Source organism: Faecalicatena orotica, assembly GCF_905197545.1.
In the GTDB taxonomy this organism is placed as follows: domain Bacteria; phylum Bacillota; class Clostridia; order Lachnospirales; family Lachnospiraceae; genus Faecalicatena_A; species Faecalicatena_A orotica.
Genome location: NZ_CAJJZH010000010.1, coordinates 52,098 through 70,739 on the forward strand (window position 1 = coordinate 52,098; position 18,642 = coordinate 70,739).

General features: G+C 47.6%; 17 protein-coding genes. 15 read left to right on the forward strand and 2 right to left on the reverse strand.

Features of this window, described 5'->3' with window-relative positions:
* Positions 1–2 precede the first annotated feature (2 nt).
* The 7 genes from ABIN22_RS18865 to ABIN22_RS18895 all read left to right on the forward strand — a co-directional run bounded on the left by ABIN22_RS18865 (position 3) and on the right by ABIN22_RS18895 (position 6,652).
* The gene (locus tag ABIN22_RS18865) at positions 3–362 is read left to right on the forward strand and encodes an ArsR/SmtB family transcription factor (RefSeq protein WP_109731247.1); all 360 of its coding nucleotides are present in this window, start codon (positions 3–5) and stop codon (positions 360–362) included.
* A 66-nt stretch (positions 363–428) separates the two neighbouring features.
* Positions 429–2,285 carry a heavy metal translocating P-type ATPase gene (locus ABIN22_RS18870; protein ID WP_346910509.1) on the forward strand — a complete coding sequence of 619 codons (1,857 nt, stop codon included), beginning with the start codon at positions 429–431 and terminating at the stop codon, positions 2,283–2,285.
* A 12-nt stretch (positions 2,286–2,297) separates the two neighbouring features.
* Entirely contained in the window at positions 2,298–2,855 is a 558-nt protein-coding gene (locus ABIN22_RS18875; protein WP_118621558.1) for a tetratricopeptide repeat protein, read from the forward strand.
* Between the two features lie 20 nt (positions 2,856–2,875).
* Positions 2,876–3,442, forward strand: coding sequence for a tRNA 5-(aminomethyl)-2-thiouridylate-methyltransferase MnmM (gene mnmM, locus ABIN22_RS18880; protein WP_346910511.1), 567 nt, complete (start codon positions 2,876–2,878; stop codon positions 3,440–3,442).
* Positions 3,443–3,578: 136 nt separating this feature from the next.
* The gene (locus ABIN22_RS18885) at positions 3,579–3,992 is read left to right on the forward strand and encodes an RrF2 family transcriptional regulator (protein ID WP_109731243.1); all 414 of its coding nucleotides are present in this window, start codon (positions 3,579–3,581) and stop codon (positions 3,990–3,992) included.
* 55 nt (positions 3,993–4,047) lie between these two features.
* Complete coding sequence (gene hflX / locus ABIN22_RS18890) at positions 4,048–5,289, forward strand: GTPase HflX (protein WP_109731242.1); 1,242 nt, start codon at positions 4,048–4,050, stop codon at positions 5,287–5,289.
* A gap of 10 nt (positions 5,290–5,299) precedes the next feature.
* Positions 5,300–6,652: an MATE family efflux transporter gene (locus ABIN22_RS18895; RefSeq protein WP_343828385.1), complete on the forward strand. Its 1,353-nt coding sequence runs from the start codon at positions 5,300–5,302 to the stop codon at positions 6,650–6,652.
* Here ABIN22_RS18895 and pduB read toward each other — a convergent pair whose 3' ends face one another.
* Together pduB and ymfI are read right to left on the reverse strand one after the other, a co-directional pair.
* Complete coding sequence (pduB, locus tag ABIN22_RS18900; protein WP_346910514.1) at positions 6,653–7,381, reverse strand: microcompartment protein PduB; 729 nt, start codon at positions 7,379–7,381, stop codon at positions 6,653–6,655. It lies immediately after the preceding gene.
* A 30-nt stretch (positions 7,382–7,411) separates the two neighbouring features.
* Positions 7,412–8,143 (reverse strand): elongation factor P 5-aminopentanone reductase, encoded by a 732-nt coding sequence (gene ymfI, locus ABIN22_RS18905; protein ID WP_346910517.1) that lies wholly within the window; start codon positions 8,141–8,143, stop codon positions 7,412–7,414.
* A gap of 215 nt (positions 8,144–8,358) precedes the next feature.
* Here ymfI and ABIN22_RS18910 point away from each other — a divergent pair, with 215 nt between their 5' ends.
* From ABIN22_RS18910 to ABIN22_RS18945, 8 genes are all read left to right on the forward strand, one after another.
* Positions 8,359–12,189 (forward strand): efflux RND transporter permease subunit, encoded by a 3,831-nt coding sequence (locus ABIN22_RS18910; RefSeq protein ID WP_346910519.1) that lies wholly within the window; start codon positions 8,359–8,361, stop codon positions 12,187–12,189.
* A complete protein-coding gene (locus ABIN22_RS18915) occupies positions 12,182–12,742 on the forward strand; it encodes an HD domain-containing protein (RefSeq protein WP_109731237.1) in 561 nt (186 codons plus the stop codon). The genes ABIN22_RS18910 and ABIN22_RS18915 overlap by 8 nt, the downstream gene beginning before the upstream one ends.
* A gap of 52 nt (positions 12,743–12,794) precedes the next feature.
* The gene (locus ABIN22_RS18920; RefSeq protein ID WP_346910521.1) at positions 12,795–13,808 is read left to right on the forward strand and encodes an asparaginase; all 1,014 of its coding nucleotides are present in this window, start codon (positions 12,795–12,797) and stop codon (positions 13,806–13,808) included.
* Between the two features lie 88 nt (positions 13,809–13,896).
* The gene (locus ABIN22_RS18925; protein WP_346910523.1) at positions 13,897–14,682 is read left to right on the forward strand and encodes a ParA family protein; all 786 of its coding nucleotides are present in this window, start codon (positions 13,897–13,899) and stop codon (positions 14,680–14,682) included.
* 8 nt (positions 14,683–14,690) lie between these two features.
* Positions 14,691–15,647 (forward strand): AraC family transcriptional regulator, encoded by a 957-nt coding sequence (locus ABIN22_RS18930; RefSeq protein WP_109731234.1) that lies wholly within the window; start codon positions 14,691–14,693, stop codon positions 15,645–15,647.
* Positions 15,648–15,664: 17 nt separating this feature from the next.
* Positions 15,665–16,618 carry a PHP domain-containing protein gene (locus ABIN22_RS18935; RefSeq protein WP_346910525.1) on the forward strand — a complete coding sequence of 318 codons (954 nt, stop codon included), beginning with the start codon at positions 15,665–15,667 and terminating at the stop codon, positions 16,616–16,618.
* Between the two features lie 17 nt (positions 16,619–16,635).
* On the forward strand, positions 16,636–17,505 hold the full coding sequence (locus tag ABIN22_RS18940) for a D-psicose 3-epimerase (RefSeq protein ID WP_346910527.1): 870 nt from the start codon (positions 16,636–16,638) through the stop codon (positions 17,503–17,505).
* 174 nt (positions 17,506–17,679) lie between these two features.
* Positions 17,680–18,639 carry a substrate-binding domain-containing protein gene (locus tag ABIN22_RS18945; protein ID WP_346910529.1) on the forward strand — a complete coding sequence of 320 codons (960 nt, stop codon included), beginning with the start codon at positions 17,680–17,682 and terminating at the stop codon, positions 18,637–18,639.
* The last annotated feature ends 3 nt before the right edge of the window (positions 18,640–18,642 follow it).

Sequence of the window (18,642 nt, forward strand, 5' to 3'; positions counted from 1 at the left end):
ATATGGAAAAAATAGAAGTAGAACATTGTGATTTTGTTCATGTACATGAGGATGTGGTGGAGAAGGTTCAGGCACACATGCCGGAGGCGGAAGAACTTCAGGATCTGGCAGATTTTTTTAAGGTGTTTGGAGATTCTACCAGAATCAGAATTCTGTACGTACTGTTCCAGTCAGAGATGTGTGTATGTGATCTGGCACAGACGCTGAATATGACACAGTCTGCGATCTCACACCAGCTTCGTGTACTTAAGCAGATGAAGCTGGTTTCAAACCGGCGGGAAGGGAAGACGGTGTTCTATTCGCTTGCCGACGGGCATATAAAGACAATTATGAATCAGGGAATGGAACATATCAGAGAGTAAGCGCGGGGATATAACCTGACAGCATGCCCCGTATAAGACAGCATGTAAGAAAAAGAGGGGGCCGCAATGGCAAAAGAAGTAAAAAAGAAATGCATTGAAATCGGGATCGGTCTGGTTTTATACATCAGTGCATTATTGGCAGTCAGACACTGGGATCTTTTTGGGAAGACAGAGCTGATATTGTATTTACTGCCGTATCTGGTGGTGACGGTTGGGATTTTTCAGGATATGGCAAAGAACTTCAAAAAACTGCATATTTTTGATGAGAACCTGTTGATGCTGCTGGCGACGATCGGGGCATTTATTATTGGAAAATATACGGAAGCTGTAGGGGCGATGCTTTTTTTCCAGTTTGGAAAGATGGTGGAAGTGATTTCTCTGACAAGGACGAAGAAGTCGATTGCCAGATTTATGGATATCCGTCCTGAGTATGCAAACCGCAAGACACATGGCCGTGAAGAAAAGGTACATCCAAGGGAACTTAAGCCGCGTCACATTATTGTGATCAGGCCCGGGGAGAGGATACCGGTGGATGCGGTTGTTACGATGGGAACAAGCATGGTGGATACTAAGGCGCTGACAGGTGAATCAGAGCCATGTGAAGTAAAGATCGGAGACAGGCTTTACAGCGGGAGCATTAATATCAGCGGTGTGCTTGAGGCTCGCGTTTCAAAGGTTTATGCGGATTCCACCGCATCCAGAATTATTAATCTGGTGGAGAACGCGAATAATAATAAAGCGAAAAGCGAGAACTTTGCGGACCGGTTTACGAGGTTTTATACACCGGCAGTTACCTTGCTCGGGATTCTTGTCATGATCCTTCCTCCGATGATGATATCAGGAGATGCGGAGACGTGGGTATACCGCGGTCTGATTTTTCTTGTGGCAGCCTGTCCATGCGGACTGCTTGTCTCTGTTCCGCTTGCGTTTTTAGGAGGGATCGGGGCGGCATCCAGACAGGGTGTGCTGATTAAGGGGAGTAATTTTCTGGAAGCACTCTCAAAGACAGAGACTTTCGTATTTGATAAAACCGGAACACTGACCGAAGGTGTTTTCCATGTAAAAGAGATATGCCCGAAGCATATGGATGCGGATGAACTTCTCGAGCTTACAGCATACGGGGAAGCATATTCAAACCATCCGATCGCAGTTTCGCTTAGGGAAGCCTATGGAAAAGAGATCGACGGCAGGAGAGTGGAAACGATTAAGGAGTATTCTGGTTTCGGTGTCAGGGCCTATATTGACGGGAGACAGGTCTGCATCGGCAATTCGAAGTTCATGAACCGGCAGGGATTATTCTATCAGCCGGTGCAGGCGATTGGGACTGCCGTGCATGTAGCTGTGGATGACCAGTATGAGGGATATATCCTGATAGCGGATGTTCTAAGGGACGATGTGAAGTGGACGATCCACTGGCTGCAGAGGCACCAGCTTGAGGCTGTCATGCTGACAGGGGACAATGAGCGGGTTGCAGATGATGTGGCGAAGCAGCTCGGGATAGATTATGTCTATGCGAATCTGATGCCGGAAGAAAAGGTGGAACAGGTCAGAGAGTTCATGGAAAGCCAGATGGAAGAGGAGAAGCTTGCGTTTGTAGGGGATGGCATCAACGATGCCCCGGTACTGGCGCTTGCTGATATTGGCATCGCAATGGGCGGTCTGGGAGCGGATGCTGCCCTGGAAGCGGCGGATGTGATCCTGATGGAGGATGAACCCTCGAAGATCGTGAATGCCATTAAGATATCGAAAGGAACCATCCGTGCCGTGAAGCTGAACTTGGTATTTGCAATCGGGATGAAGGTAGTTCTGCTGCTGTTAGCGGTTTTCGGATATGTAACCATGCAGAATGCGATTATTGCCGATATGGCAGTGATGCTGATTAATATATTGAATTCTTTCTGGGTACTGAAGTACCCGGAATAAGAGGAGAGCTATATGAAAAAAGGGATTGTTTGTATGATTCTTGCTGCTTTTATGCTGACCGGCTGCAAGGACAAGGTAAATTATATAGAGCAGGGGACGCAGCAGATGGAGGAGCAGCAGTATGAGGAAGCCGTATCTTCTTTCCAGAAGTCTTTAGAGGAGAAGGAGGATGCCGCGGAAGCATACAGGGGGCTTGGCATGGCCTATTATGAGCAGCAGGATTATGAGGCGGCGAAAGAAGCGTTTCAGAATGTTCTGGACAATGAAGGGGATGAAACCCCGACACTCTATAACTTTATCGGCGTATGTTCCATGCAGCTTAATGATGTGGAAGGGGCGCTGGATGCATTTCAGAAAGGAATAGCGCTTTCCGGGGAAACGGGCGGGAAGAAAGATGAGGATGCCCCTGATTATACCGAGGTTGTCCGGGAAATGAAGTATAACGAGATTGTCTGCTATGAAAGGCAGCAGGATTGGGAGACTGCGGGGGCGAAGGCAGAGGAATATCTGGCTGCGTATCCGGATGATAAGGATATGCAGAAGGAAGCAGAATTTTTAAGAACAAGATAGTTGCATTCTGGGAGTTTCATATGAAATATAGTTATAGGATTACAGATTACTGCCACCGGTTTCTGAAGCAGTATATAGAGCCGGGGGATATTTGTGTGGATGCCACTGCGGGGAACGGCAATGATACAGAGTTCCTCTGCAGGCTCTGTGGGGAAGACGGCATGGTATATGCATTTGATATACAGGAAGAGGCGATTCTTGGCACAAAAGAACGGCTGGAGAAATGCGGTTATGAAAACAGATTCTGCCTGATACATGACGGGCATGAAAAGATGGGAGAATACGTGAAAGAAAGCGTATCTGCCATCGTTTTTAATTTTGGCTATCTGCCGGGGGCGGACCACACAGTTTCGACAAAGCCTGACACGAGTATCCGTGCGGTCGGGGAGGGGCTTAAGCTTCTAAAGAAAGACGGGATTATGAGTCTGTGTATTTACAGTGGGAAGGATACAGGGTATGAAGAACGGGATGCTTTACTTTCCTATTTAGAGTCTCTGGACCCGAAACGCTGGCTGGTCATTGTTAACCAGTATTTTAACCGGAAGAACGACCCCCCGCTGCCGGTATTTATTATCCGGTTAAAATAGACGTTACTGTTTACAGGCTTGCCTGTGAAAATAAAAATTAGGGTGGTATTTTTTAAAAAATGAATTATAATATAAAAGGAAAACTGTTACCAAAAAGTTAACGGTTAGAATACAGTATGATTAGGAGTGGGAGAAGATGACAAGTGAATTTTCGGTTGCAGTGCATGCCCTTGTATTTTTAAATCATAAAGGATGTGTATATTCCAGTGAGGGACTGGCAGAAAATATCTGCACGAACCCTGCAAGAATACGCAAGGTTATGGCAAAACTAAAAAAGGCAGAGCTGGTAGAGACAAAAGAGGGGATCGAGGGCGGCTATCATTTTGTAATGGACAGCAAAGACGTGACGCTATATATGATTGCAGATGCGCTGGACTTTACCTTCGTATCATCAGGCTGGAAAAGCGGCAGCTCCGAGATGAAATGTCTGATAGCTTCAGGAATGGGCGGACTCATGGAAGAAGTCTATGAAGACTTGAACCAGCGGTGTCTGGCGCGTTTGAAGGAAATAACCATAGCAGATCTGGATAAAAAAATATTCAAATCTTGAGAATATTCTGAAAATGAAGGGCAAAGGGGTCAGACCCCTTTGAAAAGGTTAATATATGCCGGTATATGAAATGCAGGAACAGGAAGAACGTATGGTTCTTGTTGGTATTCAGGTGAATGAGTATGAGAAGACGGAGGAATCGCTGGATGAGCTGGCGGAACTTGTGAAGACCGCGAATGCGTCTGTGGCGGGACGGCTGATCCAGAAGAGGGAGGCAGTCCATCCGACTACTTATGTGGGAAAAGGTAAGATTCTGGAACTGAAGGAGCTGCTCTGGGAGACGGAGGCGACAGGGATTGTCTGTGACGATGAGCTGAGCTCTGTGCAGCTTCATAATCTGGAGCGGGAGCTGGAATGCAAGGTGATCGACAGAACGCTTTTGATCCTGGATATTTTTGCGGCCAGGGCGACCAGCAGCGAAGGAAAGATTCAGGTGGAACTGGCCCAGTTGAAGTACCGGGCGGCCCGCCTTGTGGGGCTCCGGGATTCGCTGTCGCGTCTGGGCGGAGGGATCGGCACGAGGGGACCCGGGGAGAAGAAGCTGGAGATGGACCGGCGCCTGATCAGGGGGAGAATCGGCAAGCTGAAAAGGGAACTGGAAGAAGTCGAGCAGCACAGGGAACTGATCCGTACACAGAGGAAGGATTCCCACATGAAAGTGGCGGCGCTTGTCGGCTATACATCTGCCGGAAAGAGCAGTATTGAAAATGCATTGACTGATGCCGGGATTCTGGCAGATGCAATGCTCTTTTCTACGCTGGATACCACGACAAGAGTGCTGGAACTGGACAAGAAGCAGGAGATTCTTCTGACGGACACGGTCGGGTTTATTAATAAACTCCCGCATCATTTGATCGAGGCTTTTAAGAGTACGCTCGAGGAAGCAAAGTATGCAGATATCATCATTCATGTGGTAGACGCATCCAATCCCCAGATGGATAATCAGATGTATGTGGTCTATGAGACACTCAGGCAGCTCGGTGTGGAAGGAAAACCAGTTGTCACGTTGTTTAATAAGCAGGATAAGCTTGAAGGGACAGGTAATTTCCGGGATTTTCAGGCGGACTATTCGATCCTGACTTCGGCGAAGACGGGACAGGGGCTTGAAAAGCTGAAGGAAGTGCTGCTGGAGATTATACGGAAGGAGCAGATCTATATAGAAAGGCTGTATCCGTTTACAGATGCAGGTAAGATTCAGCTTATTCGTAAGAATGGACAGCTGCTGGAAGAAGAATATGTGCCTGAGGGGATTTCCGTGAAGGCATACGTTACAAAAGAAATTTATGGAAAGATTTGAGAGTGATTAAATGAGTGAAAAACAAAATCCACTGGCATCAGCGCCTCTCGGAGGGCTGATTGCCAAGTTTGCAGTGCCGGCAGTGATCAGTATGCTGGTGAGTGCATTATATAATATTGTAGATCAGATATTTATCGGACAGGGCGTTGGTATGCTGGGAAATGCGGCAACCAATATTGCATTTCCGGTTTCCATTATAGCAACGGCGACGGCACTCCTCCTCGGAATCGGAAGTGCATCCAACTATAATCTGGAGATGGGGGCCGGAAAAGAAAAGCGGGCCAGCGAGATTGCAGGAACAGGGCTTTCAATGCTGGTTATTTCGGGAACCGTGATAGGTGTGGTCATACTGCTGTTTTTGGAGCCGCTCCTTCACGTCTTCGGCGCCACAAAAGATGTCCTGCCCTATGCGTTGGATTACACGGGCATTACGGCACTGGGACTGCCGTTTTTTGTACTGACAACCGGGGGCAACCATATTATCAGGGCCGACAGAAGTCCTACATATTCTATGGTATGTATGCTGACCGGGGCGATCCTGAATACCATACTCGACCCGGTGTTTATTTTCGTATTCCACTGGGGAATCAAGGGGGCGGCAGCCGCTACGATTATCGGGCAGATTGTTTCTGGGCTGCTTGTCATTCTATACTTTGCAAAGTTCAGGAATATGGAACTGAAGGCCTCGTCATTCAGGCCGAAAGGAGAATATCTGAAAGCGATTGCCGCACTGGGAATGGCCTCCTGTTTTAACCAGATCGCAATGGCGGTTGTACAGATTGCGATGAATAATACGCTCCGCCACTATGGCGCCTCATCTGCCTATGGGAGCGATATCCCGCTCGCCTGTGTGGGGGTAATTTCCAAGGTCAACAGTGTATTTATGGCAATCTGTATCGGTATATCACAGGGATGCCAGCCAATCTGGGGATTTAACTATGGGGCAAAAAATTATGAACGGGTACGGGGAACTTACAAGAGGGCCGCTGTTTTGTGTACTGCAATTGCAACCTTGTTCTTCCTGTGCTTTCAGATTTTCCCGAGACAGATTGTCAGCATATTCGGAACCGGAAGTGAAGCGTACTTCCACTTTGCGGACCGTTACCTGAAAATATTTATGTTTATGACGTTTGCAAACGGAATCCAGCCGATGTCATCCGGATTCTTTACTTCCATCGGGAAGGCCAGACTGGGAATCGTAATGTCCCTGACAAGGCAGGTGCTCTTCCTGCTTCCGCTGATCTTAATATTCCCTCTCTTCATGGGGATCGACGGTGTTATGTATGCGGGACCGATTGCAGATGCGGCGGCAGCATCGCTTGCTGTTATATTTGCGGTGAGAGAATTGAGGAAAATGAAATAACTACCGCAGATAAGGGACGGAAGGTGTTTCCGGATAACTTCCCAATGATATGAGCAGTTTAAGCCCCGTCTCACGTGCGGTGAGGACCGCATTTTTCACCGCGCTCGCATCTCCTGTGACTGCAACGATGACCTCGTTGGAATGGCTGGTGCCCTTGTCGGGAGTCATATACTTGATAATCTCCACAGGGGAGGATTTCACTGCAAGGTCAGCCATTACAAGCCCGATGGCAGCCGGGGAACCACAGAAGAATCCGAAAGCCTTGCCGATTGGTGCATTGAATGCCATATTCAGCGCTTGTCCGGCATTTGCCGAGAATGTAAATTCCAAATGCCCGGCCTCGCTTATATAGAGTTCTCCTGCGTATTTCCCGGTATATTCGAGTGCAATCTCCACGGCTCTGCGGACATCGGAGACATTTTCACCGCCGATGATGATAAAGTTGCCGTGGCCGCCCCATCCTTTCGTATCTCTTGGGAGTTCGATGGATACGACTTCGGTATTGGTGGATTTCACCGCTTCATCTACAGCGTTGATCTGCCCGGCGGCACCGGTGCGGGAGCTGATCAGCCCGAGACTTGGATAAGCTTTTGAGAGGTTCATCTGCTCCAACAGGGCAGGCGTAACTCCCGGTATGACAAGTCCGATCGTATCAAGTACTGTAGTACCAACAAACTCTGTCATGGTACAGTCCACAGGTATTCTTTCGATATCTTTTACTTTCAGCATAGAGAAACTCCTTTTTATAATTATAACGTGTTAAATAAATCCTCCGTCCAGTCCGATCACCTGTCCGGTCATGTAACTATGGCGTTCTGCCAGATCAATCACCAGTTCTGCAACCTCTTCCGGAGTGCCGAACCGTCCCGCAGGCACCTCATCCATAAGCAGCAGGCGGTCTTCTTCTGACAGCTGCGCATTCATGGCAGTGTCAATTACTCCGCAGGCAATGGCATTTACCTGAATATTGCTTGGCGCCAGCTCTTTTGCCAGTGCTCTTGTCAGCCCGTTTACTCCTGACTTTGCAGCCGAATACGCGGCCTCACAGGATGCGCCGGAGGTACCCCACATGGAAGAAATATTGATGATCCGGCCGGATTTTTTTGACACCATATAAGGGACTGCCGCACGGGAGCAGTAGAATACAGAGGAAAGATTCGTTCCCAGAACCGTCTCCCAGTCAGTGTCTGTCATATCGGTCAGCAGGCCGATATAAGCCACTCCCGCATTATTGACCAGAACATCGAGTCCGCCGCAGGTATTGCTGATCTGTTGGAAGATGCGCGCCACCTCGGATGACCGGCTGATATCACCCGGAACACACTGGCACATACCACCGTGCGAGAGGATTTTGTCACGGACAAGATGAAGTTCTTCGAGGGAACTCTTACAATTTATAAATACCTGATAACCATGCCGCGCAAATATAATGGCGCAGGCCTTTCCGATTCCCCGGGAGGCCCCTGTTACCAGTACGGATTTGTTTTTCATAAATGTCTCCTTGTGATTCATGGGATTCTTTTGCTATTATATCTTATCCGTGAAATTTTGTATAGCTAATTTCCCTAAAGTTTTCCTGGTTTCGGGTCTGTTTGAAAGCACGATGGGAAAGAGAAATGTTGTTGTGATTCGTCCTGCCGTGTGTTATGATTTCTTTATAAATCGGGTTTTTCCCGATGTGATTACGAGAAAAAGAGGTAGTACCAATGTTATCTAAGTTCAGTGTGAAGAGACCGTATACAGTGGTTGTTACTGTTGTATTGATTCTGATTCTGGGATTTGTGTCTTTCGATAAAATGACGGTGGATCTTCTGCCGGACATGAATCTCCCTTATGCCATTGTCATGACTACATATCCGGGAGCCAGTCCCGAGGAGGTGGAGACTGCGGTTACAAAGCCGGTGGAACAGGCGATGGCTACGATCAGCAACATCAAGAATGTAAGTTCATCATCAAGGGAAAATGCATCCACAGTCATTTTGGAGTTTGAACAGACAGCCAATATGGACTCGGCCACGATCGAGATGAGGGAAAGTCTGGACCAGATAAGCGGCTACTGGCCGGATACAGTAGGGAACCCTATTATTATGAAACTGAACCCTGCCATGATGCCTGTCATGATACCGGCCATCAGTGTGGACGGGGCTGAACCGTCAGAGACGACAAGGATTATAGAGGAAGAAGTCCTTCCGGAGATTGAGAGTCTGGAAGGGGTTGCGTCAGTCAGTACATTTGGAGATGTGGAACAGACAATCCGTGTTACGGTAAAGGAAAATAAAGTAAGTAATGTAGACAGCTCCATTCAGGGGCAGCTGGACAAGAAGTTTAATGAGGCATCCGACGCTCTGAATCAGGCAAAAGCGCAGATGGAAAGCGGAAAAGCGCAGCTTGAAGACGGGAAGAACCAGGCTGCCGGACAGATGGCGCAGGCAGAGGAACAGCTAGCTGTGAGTGAATCAGAACTGGCACAGGGAAAACTGGAAGTCAGCACGAAGATGAGTGAACTTGAACTGGCGGAGGTGGCACTGGAACAGTTTCAGGCACAGGTTGATGCCAGCGAACAGGCATTGCTTGAACAGAAGCAGGAGCTGGAAGAACTAAATGCAGGCAGAGAGCAGATCGAAGCAGAATATCAGCAGGTACTTCAGGCAATCGCGGAAAACGGAGAAACTTCAGAACTTCAGATTGCGAGGGCAGCTCTGGCCGGGAAACTGGCCCTTCTGGAGCAATACGACCAGTCAATGGCAGTTATCGACCAGGGACTGGCCCAGGTTGCGGAAGGCAGACAGACGATAGCGGATAAGCAGGCGGAACTTGCACAGGCAAAGGAGATGCTGACCCAGGTGCAGGACCAGTTAAATGCAGGAACCCTTACACTGGCCCAGGCGAGGGCACAGCTTAGCAGTGCACAGCTCGAAGGTGCACTTCAGATGAGTGAGGCTTCTGCACAGCTCGCTGTCGGTGAGGCTGAATTAAAGAGCAGGGAAGAAGAACTGAAATCTGCTAAAGAGCAGGCGAAAGCAAGTGCGGATGTCAAATCCATGCTGACTGCGGAGATGATACAGACGGTACTGACAGCGCAGAACTTTAACATGCCGGCAGGGTATGTAAAGGAAGACGGGATCGATTATTTAATCCGCGTCGGAGATAAATTTGATTCAATAGAGGACCTGAAGAATCTGGTTCTGGTTGATATGGAAGGCATTACCCCCATCAAGCTTTCAGATATTGCCGATGTGGAACAGACGGATAATGCGGCGGACACATATGCCAAGTTAAATAAAGAGAACGGGATCCTGCTCCAGGTGCAGAAGCAGACCGGCTATTCTACGGGAGATGTGACAGACCGCATTCTGGACAGGTTTGAACAGATCCAGAAGGAAAACAAGGATATAAAAGTGGTAGTCCTGATGAACCAGGGCGTGTATATTGACATGGTAATCGGGTCCGTTCTCCAGAATCTGGTATTCGGTGCAATTCTGGCGATTCTGATCCTGCTGCTGTTTCTAAAGGATATCAGGCCGACTTTTGTAATTGCCTGCTCCATCCCGATCAGTATACTGGCGGCCATTGTCCTGATGTATTTCAGCGGGGTTACGATGAATGTGATTTCACTTTCAGGACTTGCCCTCGGCGTAGGGATGCTGGTGGACAACTCGATTGTTGTCATTGAGAACATTTACCGGATGAGAAATGAAGAACATGCCACAGCAAAGGAAGCCGCAATCAAGGGTGCACAGCAGGTAGCAGGTGCGATCATGGCATCTACGCTGACGACGGTGTGTGTATTTCTTCCGATTGTATTTACGGAGGGTATTGCAAGACAGCTTTTTGTTGATATGGGACTGACCATCGCATATTCGCTGCTAGCAAGTCTGGTCGTTGCACTGACGCTTGTGCCGATGATGTCGGCCGGACTGCTAAAGAGAACAAAGCAGAAGGAATCCGGATTTTTCCATCATTTGAAGAATGGTTATGAAAAACTTCTGCGGAAGGCACTGCGTTTCAGGCCTCTTGTCCTGGCCGGGGCACTGGCGCTGTTTGTCCTGAGCGGGGTTCTGGCAATATCCAGAGGAACTGCTTTTATGCCGGATATGCAGAGCACACAGATTAGTATGTCGATCACGACACCGGAGGGAACTTCTCTGGAAGATACGGCGAAGGCAGCCGATCAGTTTACTGATCAATTAATGAAACTGAAAGATATTGGTGATGTAGGCGGCATGGCTATGAGCGGCGGAATGATGGGCGGCGGGAATACTGTCACGAATCAGGTGGAATTCTATGCCCTGCTGGCCGAAAAGCGGACAATGTCTGATGAGAAACTGCAGAAATCAATAGAGAAGATTGCAAAAGAGGAAGGTGTCGAACTGTCAATCAGCATGTCCGATATGGATATGAGTGCGCTTGGGTCATCCGGAATTTCCGTCCAGATAAAGGGCCGCGATCTGGACCGGCTGCAAAAGATGGCAAAGGAAATCGCTGAAATCGTGGAAAATGTGAAGGGAACAAAGAATGTCTCGGACGGTATGGATGAGACGACGGAGGAACTCAGGGTCGTTGTAGACAAGAAGAAAGCGATTTCCCATAATTTAACTGTTGCCCAGGTATATCAGGAACTGGCAAAGAAGCTGAAAGACCCGGCTTCTTCTACCAGTCTGGATCTGGATACGTCATCTATCGGTATTATTGTGGCAGAGCAGAAGAATCAGGACCTGACAAGAGAATCTGTCCGGGACCTGAAACTGGATGTGACGAAGCAGGATGGATCAAAAGAACAGATTGCCCTGAAAGATATCGCTTCGTTCGAGACAGGCTACGGGCTGCAGTCGATCTCGAGGGATGCCCAGAGCCGGTATATGAATGTGACGGCGGAGATTGAAGAAGATGACAACATTGGTCTGGTAAGCGGGCGTGTGGAAAAGGCCTTGAAGAATTATAAGCTGCCGGACGGTTATACGATAGAGATGAAAGGGGAGGACGAGACAATTAATGAGACAATGACAGAGCTGTTTAAGATGCTCGGGCTTGCGGTTGTGTTTATGTATCTGATCATGGTTGCACAGTTCCAGTCTTTAAGATCTCCGTTTATTGTCATGTTTACTGTACCTCTTGCGTTTACGGGAGGCCTGTTCGGACTGTGGATGACAGGAAGTCCGGTCAGCGTGATTGCCATGATCGGTTTTGTAATGTTATCCGGAATTATTGTAAATAATGGTATTGTGTTCATTGATTATACGAACCAGCTGACTGCATCGGGAATGGAGCAGAAGGAAGCTCTTGTAGAGGCCGGAAGGACAAGGCTGCGCCCGATTATCATGACAGCCCTGACGACGATCCTTGGGCTGTCGACTATGGCACTCGGGTTTGGTTCAGGGGCGGATATGGTTCAGCCGATGGCGATCGTAACAATCGGCGGTCTCATATATGGAACTGTGTTAACACTGTTTGTGGTACCGTGCATCTATTCTTTATTCCATAACAGGGAAAAGGCAAGATTACGGGAAGGCATTGAGGAGGAGCAGGAGAATGATTGATGAAGCCATTGAATTTGCAGCAAGAGCACATGAGGGTCAGTTTCGGAAAGGGACGAAGCGCCCGTATATTGTGCATCCGATTGAAGTGGCAGATATTGTGGCAACTATGACACAGGATGAAGATATCATCTGTGCCGCGGTCCTTCATGATACGATCGAGGACTGCAAGGGAGTAACGGAAGAGATTTTACAGGCAGAATTTGGGGAACGGGTGGCTGCGATGGTCCGGCAGGAAAGTGAGGACAAGTCCAAAACGTGGGAGGAACGGAAAGGGACTACGATCCGCCACCTGAAAGATGCGCCGATGGAAATAAAGATGATCGGGCTGGCTGATAAGCTGTCGAATATGCGCGACATTGACAGGGATTATCCGGCAGCGGGAGAAGATTTGTGGAAGAGGTTCCGCATGAACAGCAAGGCTGCAATGGGATGGTATTATAAGGGGATCCGGGATGCCCTGAAAGAGGATTTTAAAGGGATACCGGTTTTCGAAGAATACTGTGCACTTGTCGAGAAAAACTTCGGCAGTGAACCGGCTTCTCTGGAATGGTAGAAGAAATCAAATCAGTGTTTTTGAAAATAAAAATGATCTGGGGGCAGATAAAATGAAGAAACGTATTTTGATGTTGGGGACAGGCGGGACGATTGCCTGTAAACATACGGACGGAGGGCTGAGTCCGGCTATCACATCTGAGGAATTAGTGGGGTATATTCCGGATGTAGAGGAATTTTGTGAGGTACACACGGTCCAGGTATGCAATGTGGACAGTACGAATGTGACTCCTGAGCACTGGAGCATGGTGAGCAGGGCGATTGAGGAGCATTATGAGAGGTATGACGGGTTTGTGGTGTGCCACGGCACAGATACACTTGCCTATACAGCCGCGGCGCTGTCCTATATGATCCAGAACTCCAGAAAACCTATCGTCATAACCGGGGCACAGAAACCGATTGATGTCGAGAACACGGATGCAAGGATGAACCTGCTAGACAGCTTCATCTATGCAGCGAACGACGGATCCCGGGATGTCAATATCGTATTTGACGGTAAAGTGATAGTCGGAACAAGAGCCAAAAAAGAGCGTGCAAAAAGTTACAACGCGTTTTCCAGCATTAACTTTCCATATCCGGCGGTCATTCAGGACCAGAGGGTGATCCGTTACATTCCGCCGGAGGATTATAAAGGCGGTGTACAGTTTTTCCATGAGATGAATAACAGCATCTACGTGCTGAAACTAATCCCGGGACAGAATCCCGATATTCTGGAGTATGTATTCGATAAATACCAGTGTATCGTAATCGAGAGCTTCGGAGTAGGCGGAATCCCCGAATATCTTGTGACAAAATTCTACGAAGTCATGAAAGACTGGGAGTCCCGCGGCAAACTGGCAATTGTCGCAACACAGGTCGTAAAAGAAGGCAGCAACATGATGGTATACGAAGTCGGCAAAAAAGTGAAACAGGATTTCGACCTGCTGGAGACATACGACATGACCCTCGAGGCAACCATCACAAAAGCCATGTGGCTGATGGCCAGAAAGCATGACGGGTATGAAGAGATGAAGAGAGAGTTTTACAGGATGATCAACCATGATATAATGGGAAACGGACAAGCCTGATTAAAGTTAGGCGGATATAACTTAAGAATATTCTGAAAATGGAGAGCAAAGGGGTCAGACCCCTTTGAAGTTCCCGCGGAGGTACGAGATGGATAAGACGAGAGTGATATGTTTTGCGAATAACAAAGGAGGAAGTGGGAAGTCCACGACATGTTCGAATGTGGGCTATGGACTGACCCAGCTTGGATATAAAGTGCTTTTGATTGACGGGGACATGCAGCTGAATCTTTCCCTCTCCCTCTTTGACGAGGACCAGGTGCTGGCGTTTGCGCAGGGGGAAAAGAATCTTTACGAAGGAATCAGGAAGCAGGCTGACCTTACGGATTATATTGTGCATTCACCATATGAAGGGCTGGACCTGATCCCGTCATCGACGCTGATGAGCTCCATTGAATATGAATTATTTACAAAGTGGCAGAGGGAATACATACTGAGAAAATGCCTTGCACCGGTTAAAGAGGCGGGAACATATGACTATATTCTGATTGATGCCCCGCCGACGCTGGGGGGATGGGTCATGAACATCCTGTGTGCGTCGGATGAGGTGGTGATTCCGGTAGAATCGACTCCGTGGGGACTTTTCGGGCTCGGGAATATGTTTGAATTTCTGGAAGAGGTAAAACAGATTGCTCCTGAATTAAAACTGGGCGGGATTGTGATCACGAAGGTGGATACAAGGAAAAATTATTTTAAGCAGACACTGGATAGCTTAAAAGAGCTGGAAAATGTGAAAGTTTTTGATACATTTATCCGTGTAGACAGTGGGATTGAATGGTCCCAGGACAATAATGTGCCGATCATGGCATATAAGAAGAGCAGCAGAAGTGCTTCGGAATATATGGAACTTGCAAAAGAAATCGCAGAACAGAAATAGGTGAGTAGATGCATCCGGAATTGATCAAAGAACTGTCAGTAATCACGGAGGAAGAACAAAAGATACTGGATGGAAAGGACGGGATCGATCCACATCTTTATACAGAGAAGAAAGAACTGATTGTGGATTGTGAGAAGCTTTTAAAAAAGGGAAAGCTGATCCAGGTCAGGCCGCATACCCGTTTTGTCCGGTTTCCGAAGCACCGGCATAACTATGTAGAAGTAATCTATATGTGTCAGGGCTCTACGACGCATATTGTGGATGGGGACGAGGTGGTTCTGGAAGAAGGGGACCTGCTCTTTCTGAATCAGAATGCCGTGCAGGAGATCCTTCCCGCCAGAGAGGAAGATATTGCCGTAAACTTTATTATCCTGCCGGAGTTCTTCAACATGGCCTTCTCCATGATGGGGGAGGAAGAAAACATGCTGAAGGAATTTCTGGTCGGGACTTTATGTGGGAAAAACGAGATGACGTCATACCTTTACTTCCATGTGGCTGACATACTCCCTATTCAGAACCTTGTGGAAAATATGGTATGGACGATCTTTTATGACCTTTCGAATAAGCGCAGCTGCAATCAGATCACGATGGGACTCCTGCTGCTGATGCTGTTAAACCACATGGATAAAATGGAGACTGGCAGCAGCCGCTTCGATAAGGAATTGACCGGTGTGGTGCTCAGTTATGTGGAGGAGCATTATAAAAACGGCAGCCTTTCAGAGCTGGCGGAGATGCTGGGCTATGACGTATACTGGCTGAGCAGGGAGATCAAGAAACGGACAGGAAAGACATACAAAGAACTGCTTCAGGCAAAACGGATGAATCAGGCGCTTTACCTTTTGAACAGCAGTACTTTGCCGATACTGGATATCATCGAATCCGTCGGTTATGACAATACCAGTTATTTTTACCGGAAGTTTAAGGAAAAGTACGGGATGAGTCCAAAAGAATACAGAGAAAAATGACAGAGGCAGGGAAAAAGATGACTCACGCAAATTATACATGTGATCTGCACACACATTCGACGCGTTCAGACGGGGCGGACACGCCAAGGGAAGTAATCATGCGGGCAAAAGAAAACGGTGTAAAAATACTGGCGCTGACAGACCACGATATTGTTCCGGATGATACAGACATAGATGCAGCCGGGAACAGGGGGAGCCTGAGTGAATATGCGTCTTCCCACGGTGTTACACTTTTGCTCGGAACAGAAATTTCCTGTGATACGGATGTGGATGATGTACATATCGTCTGTCTGGGCTGTGACTGGCAGGATAAATGGTTTAAGGAACTCGAATATGATGTTGCTATATCGAGAACAGAAGGATATAAAGAACTGGTCAGACGCCTGAATGAAGATAAAATAGCTGTCAGCTGGGAAGAAGTACTGTATAACGGCGGCCATCCGGTGGAGGAGGATCATGTCCTGAAAAAGATGATTTTCGAATTGATGGCGAAAAAGGGATATACAAAGGACTGGAGTGAGGCAAAACTGCTTGTAAAGAATACAAAGCGCTATCAGGTAAAACGGAAGAAACCGGATCCGAAGACTGTCATTGAAATGGTCCACCGTACCGGCGGCATCGCCATTCTGGCCCATCCCTTCCTGATCAGCAGCCGTGTCATGAAAGATGGAAAGGTGACAGAACGCAAACGGTACATAGACGATCTCGTGGAAGCAGGGCTGGACGGGATCGAGGCATGCTACACGTATGATAAGACGAGCTATGAAGGTACTATGAACAAAACGGAAATAGAGACTTATATACGAGAGACTTATGGCAGCAGGGTACGGATTCTGTCAGGAGGATCGGATTATCATGCAGACCAGAAAAAAGGTGTGGAAGACCCGCGGTATGTGGGGGAATGCGGAGTTACGGAAACATATTTTTACGAAAACGAGCTGCTGGCCGGACTGCTCAGATCAGGAAAATAGAAAAGGAGATAACATCTATGAAGTATGGGATTTATTTTGCATATTGGGAGAAGGAATGGGATGCAGACCAGGCAAGCTACATTAAGAAGGCAAAAGAGCTCGGTTTTGATATACTGGAGATTTCCTGTGCTGCATTGAAAGATATCAGCAAGGCCGGTCTGGACAGATTCAAAGAGACTGCGAAGGAATATGATATGGTCCTGACTGCAGGTTATGGCCCGGCGGCAAATGAAAATCTCGCGTCTGCCGATGAGGCGGTCGTAAGACATGCCATAGAATTCTATACGGACATACTGGGAAAGCTGGAATATCTGGATATCCATACGCTGGGTGGCGGGATATATTCCTACTGGCCGGTTGACTATTCCAGGCCTATCGATAAAAAAGGGGACTGGGAGCGGAGCGTGAAGAACGTGCGCACAGTTTCCAGAATCGCAGAGGACTGTGGCGTAGATTACTGTCTGGAAGTATTGAACCGGTTTGAAGGCTACCTGCTCAACACAGCGAAAGAAGCGGTACAGTTCGTTGAAGAGGTGGGCACGCCTGCCGTGAAAGTGATGCTGGACACTTTCCATATGAACATAGAAGAAGACAGCATGCCGGATGCGATACTGACTGCCGGAGATAAGCTGGGACATTTCCATGTAGGTGAGAATAACAGAAGAGTCCCCGGCAAAGGGAACATCCCGTGGGCCGAGATCGGCAAGGCGCTCGACAGGGCAGGCTATCAGGGAAATGTCGTGATGGAACCGTTTGTCCTTACCGGTGGAGGCGTTGGAAGTGATATAAAAATATGGCGTGAAATGCTGCCGGACGCAAGTCTGGAAAAACTGGATGAAGACGCGAAAAATTCGGTTCAGTTTTTGAGGCATGTGTTTGGAAGATAGTAAATGTGAAATAACAGCGGGTTTTTAAGGGCTGCCTATGTGCAATAGCATGCAGGCAGTTTTTTTATTATCTAAATAAGAATGTACATTCAACAAAATGGCGAAATCACACAAAGAAAAAGTAATACAATGTGAAACCTGTATGCTATAATTATTTCAGATAAGGAGGCTGTTATGAAAAAGTGGGGGTTAGCGATCATCGGAATTATCATAGCAGGCATGACTGTGTGTGGAGTTCTGGGAAAATATGAAAAAACAATGGCGGAAGATCATGAAAATGTGCAGGTTGCGGTTTCTTTCTGTAACATAAAGAACCCAAGGACAACCGCCATATGGAAGGATGTTCTCGAGAATCTTGATCTTGCTCATTTTACAGTAGAGTGGAGAGATGCGGATTCAGATATGGAGAAGCAGCAGACAGATATTCAGGAGTTGATGGAGTACAGTCCTGAATATCTCGTTGTAATGCCCGTAAAAACAATTGGTCTGGAAGAAGAACTGCAGAAAGTTTCAGATACAGATACGAAGATAATTTTACTGGACCGAAGCATTGCAGGATCGAATGAAATTCCGATTCTGGCAGAAATAAGAACTGACCAGCATTGGGAAGGAGAGGTTTGCGCAAATCTGCTGAATCAGTATTTTGCCGGCAGGGAAGGGCAGATTCTTGAATTGAGAGGGGAAAGCGGTTCCTCGATCAGCAGAGAACACAGTACGGGTTTTAGAAATCAGCTGAGGGAATACGAAAATCTTGAAATCAAAGGCAGTATTGAGGGGAACGGGGACAGAGGAATTGCGCGCAATAATGTGATGAATTATCTTCTGAACAGCCCGGGGTCTATAGATGCTATATTTGCAGACACGGATGAGGATGGCATCGGGGCTGTCAGCGCACTGGAAGAACTGGGGCTGCGAGGGCAGATTCCGGTGGTATCCATAAATGGAATCAAGGATGTAAAGACTGCGATACAGGCAGGCGGGTATCTGGGAACCATAGAAGCTGTTCCCTATATGGGGAAAATACTGTCTGAACTGATCCAAAAAGACATGCAGGGAACAGAGATCAGTTATGAGAATATTTTACATGGAAGTATATTTACAAAAGAAAATCTGGATGAAATGCAGGGGTACTGATCT

What these genes read in the sequence shown, in the direction of transcription:
- ABIN22_RS18865 (WP_109731247.1), top strand. Translation starts at nt 3, where the DNA reads ATGGAAAAAATAGAAGTAGAACATTGTGATTTTGTTCATGTACATGAG.
- ABIN22_RS18870 (WP_346910509.1), top strand. Translation starts at nt 429, where the DNA reads ATGGCAAAAGAAGTAAAAAAGAAATGCATTGAAATCGGGATCGGTCTG.
- ABIN22_RS18875 (WP_118621558.1), top strand. Translation starts at nt 2,298, where the DNA reads ATGAAAAAAGGGATTGTTTGTATGATTCTTGCTGCTTTTATGCTGACC.
- mnmM (WP_346910511.1), top strand. Translation starts at nt 2,876, where the DNA reads ATGAAATATAGTTATAGGATTACAGATTACTGCCACCGGTTTCTGAAG.
- ABIN22_RS18885 (WP_109731243.1), top strand. Translation starts at nt 3,579, where the DNA reads ATGACAAGTGAATTTTCGGTTGCAGTGCATGCCCTTGTATTTTTAAAT.
- hflX (WP_109731242.1), top strand. Translation starts at nt 4,048, where the DNA reads ATGCCGGTATATGAAATGCAGGAACAGGAAGAACGTATGGTTCTTGTT.
- ABIN22_RS18895 (WP_343828385.1), top strand. Translation starts at nt 5,300, where the DNA reads ATGAGTGAAAAACAAAATCCACTGGCATCAGCGCCTCTCGGAGGGCTG.
- pduB (WP_346910514.1), bottom strand. Translation starts at nt 7,381, where the DNA reads ATGCTGAAAGTAAAAGATATCGAAAGAATACCTGTGGACTGTACCATG.
- ymfI (WP_346910517.1), bottom strand. Translation starts at nt 8,143, where the DNA reads ATGAAAAACAAATCCGTACTGGTAACAGGGGCCTCCCGGGGAATCGGA.
- ABIN22_RS18910 (WP_346910519.1), top strand. Translation starts at nt 8,359, where the DNA reads ATGTTATCTAAGTTCAGTGTGAAGAGACCGTATACAGTGGTTGTTACT.
- ABIN22_RS18915 (WP_109731237.1), top strand. Translation starts at nt 12,182, where the DNA reads ATGATTGATGAAGCCATTGAATTTGCAGCAAGAGCACATGAGGGTCAG.
- ABIN22_RS18920 (WP_346910521.1), top strand. Translation starts at nt 12,795, where the DNA reads ATGAAGAAACGTATTTTGATGTTGGGGACAGGCGGGACGATTGCCTGT.
- ABIN22_RS18925 (WP_346910523.1), top strand. Translation starts at nt 13,897, where the DNA reads ATGGATAAGACGAGAGTGATATGTTTTGCGAATAACAAAGGAGGAAGT.
- ABIN22_RS18930 (WP_109731234.1), top strand. Translation starts at nt 14,691, where the DNA reads ATGCATCCGGAATTGATCAAAGAACTGTCAGTAATCACGGAGGAAGAA.
- ABIN22_RS18935 (WP_346910525.1), top strand. Translation starts at nt 15,665, where the DNA reads ATGACTCACGCAAATTATACATGTGATCTGCACACACATTCGACGCGT.
- ABIN22_RS18940 (WP_346910527.1), top strand. Translation starts at nt 16,636, where the DNA reads ATGAAGTATGGGATTTATTTTGCATATTGGGAGAAGGAATGGGATGCA.
- ABIN22_RS18945 (WP_346910529.1), top strand. Translation starts at nt 17,680, where the DNA reads ATGAAAAAGTGGGGGTTAGCGATCATCGGAATTATCATAGCAGGCATG.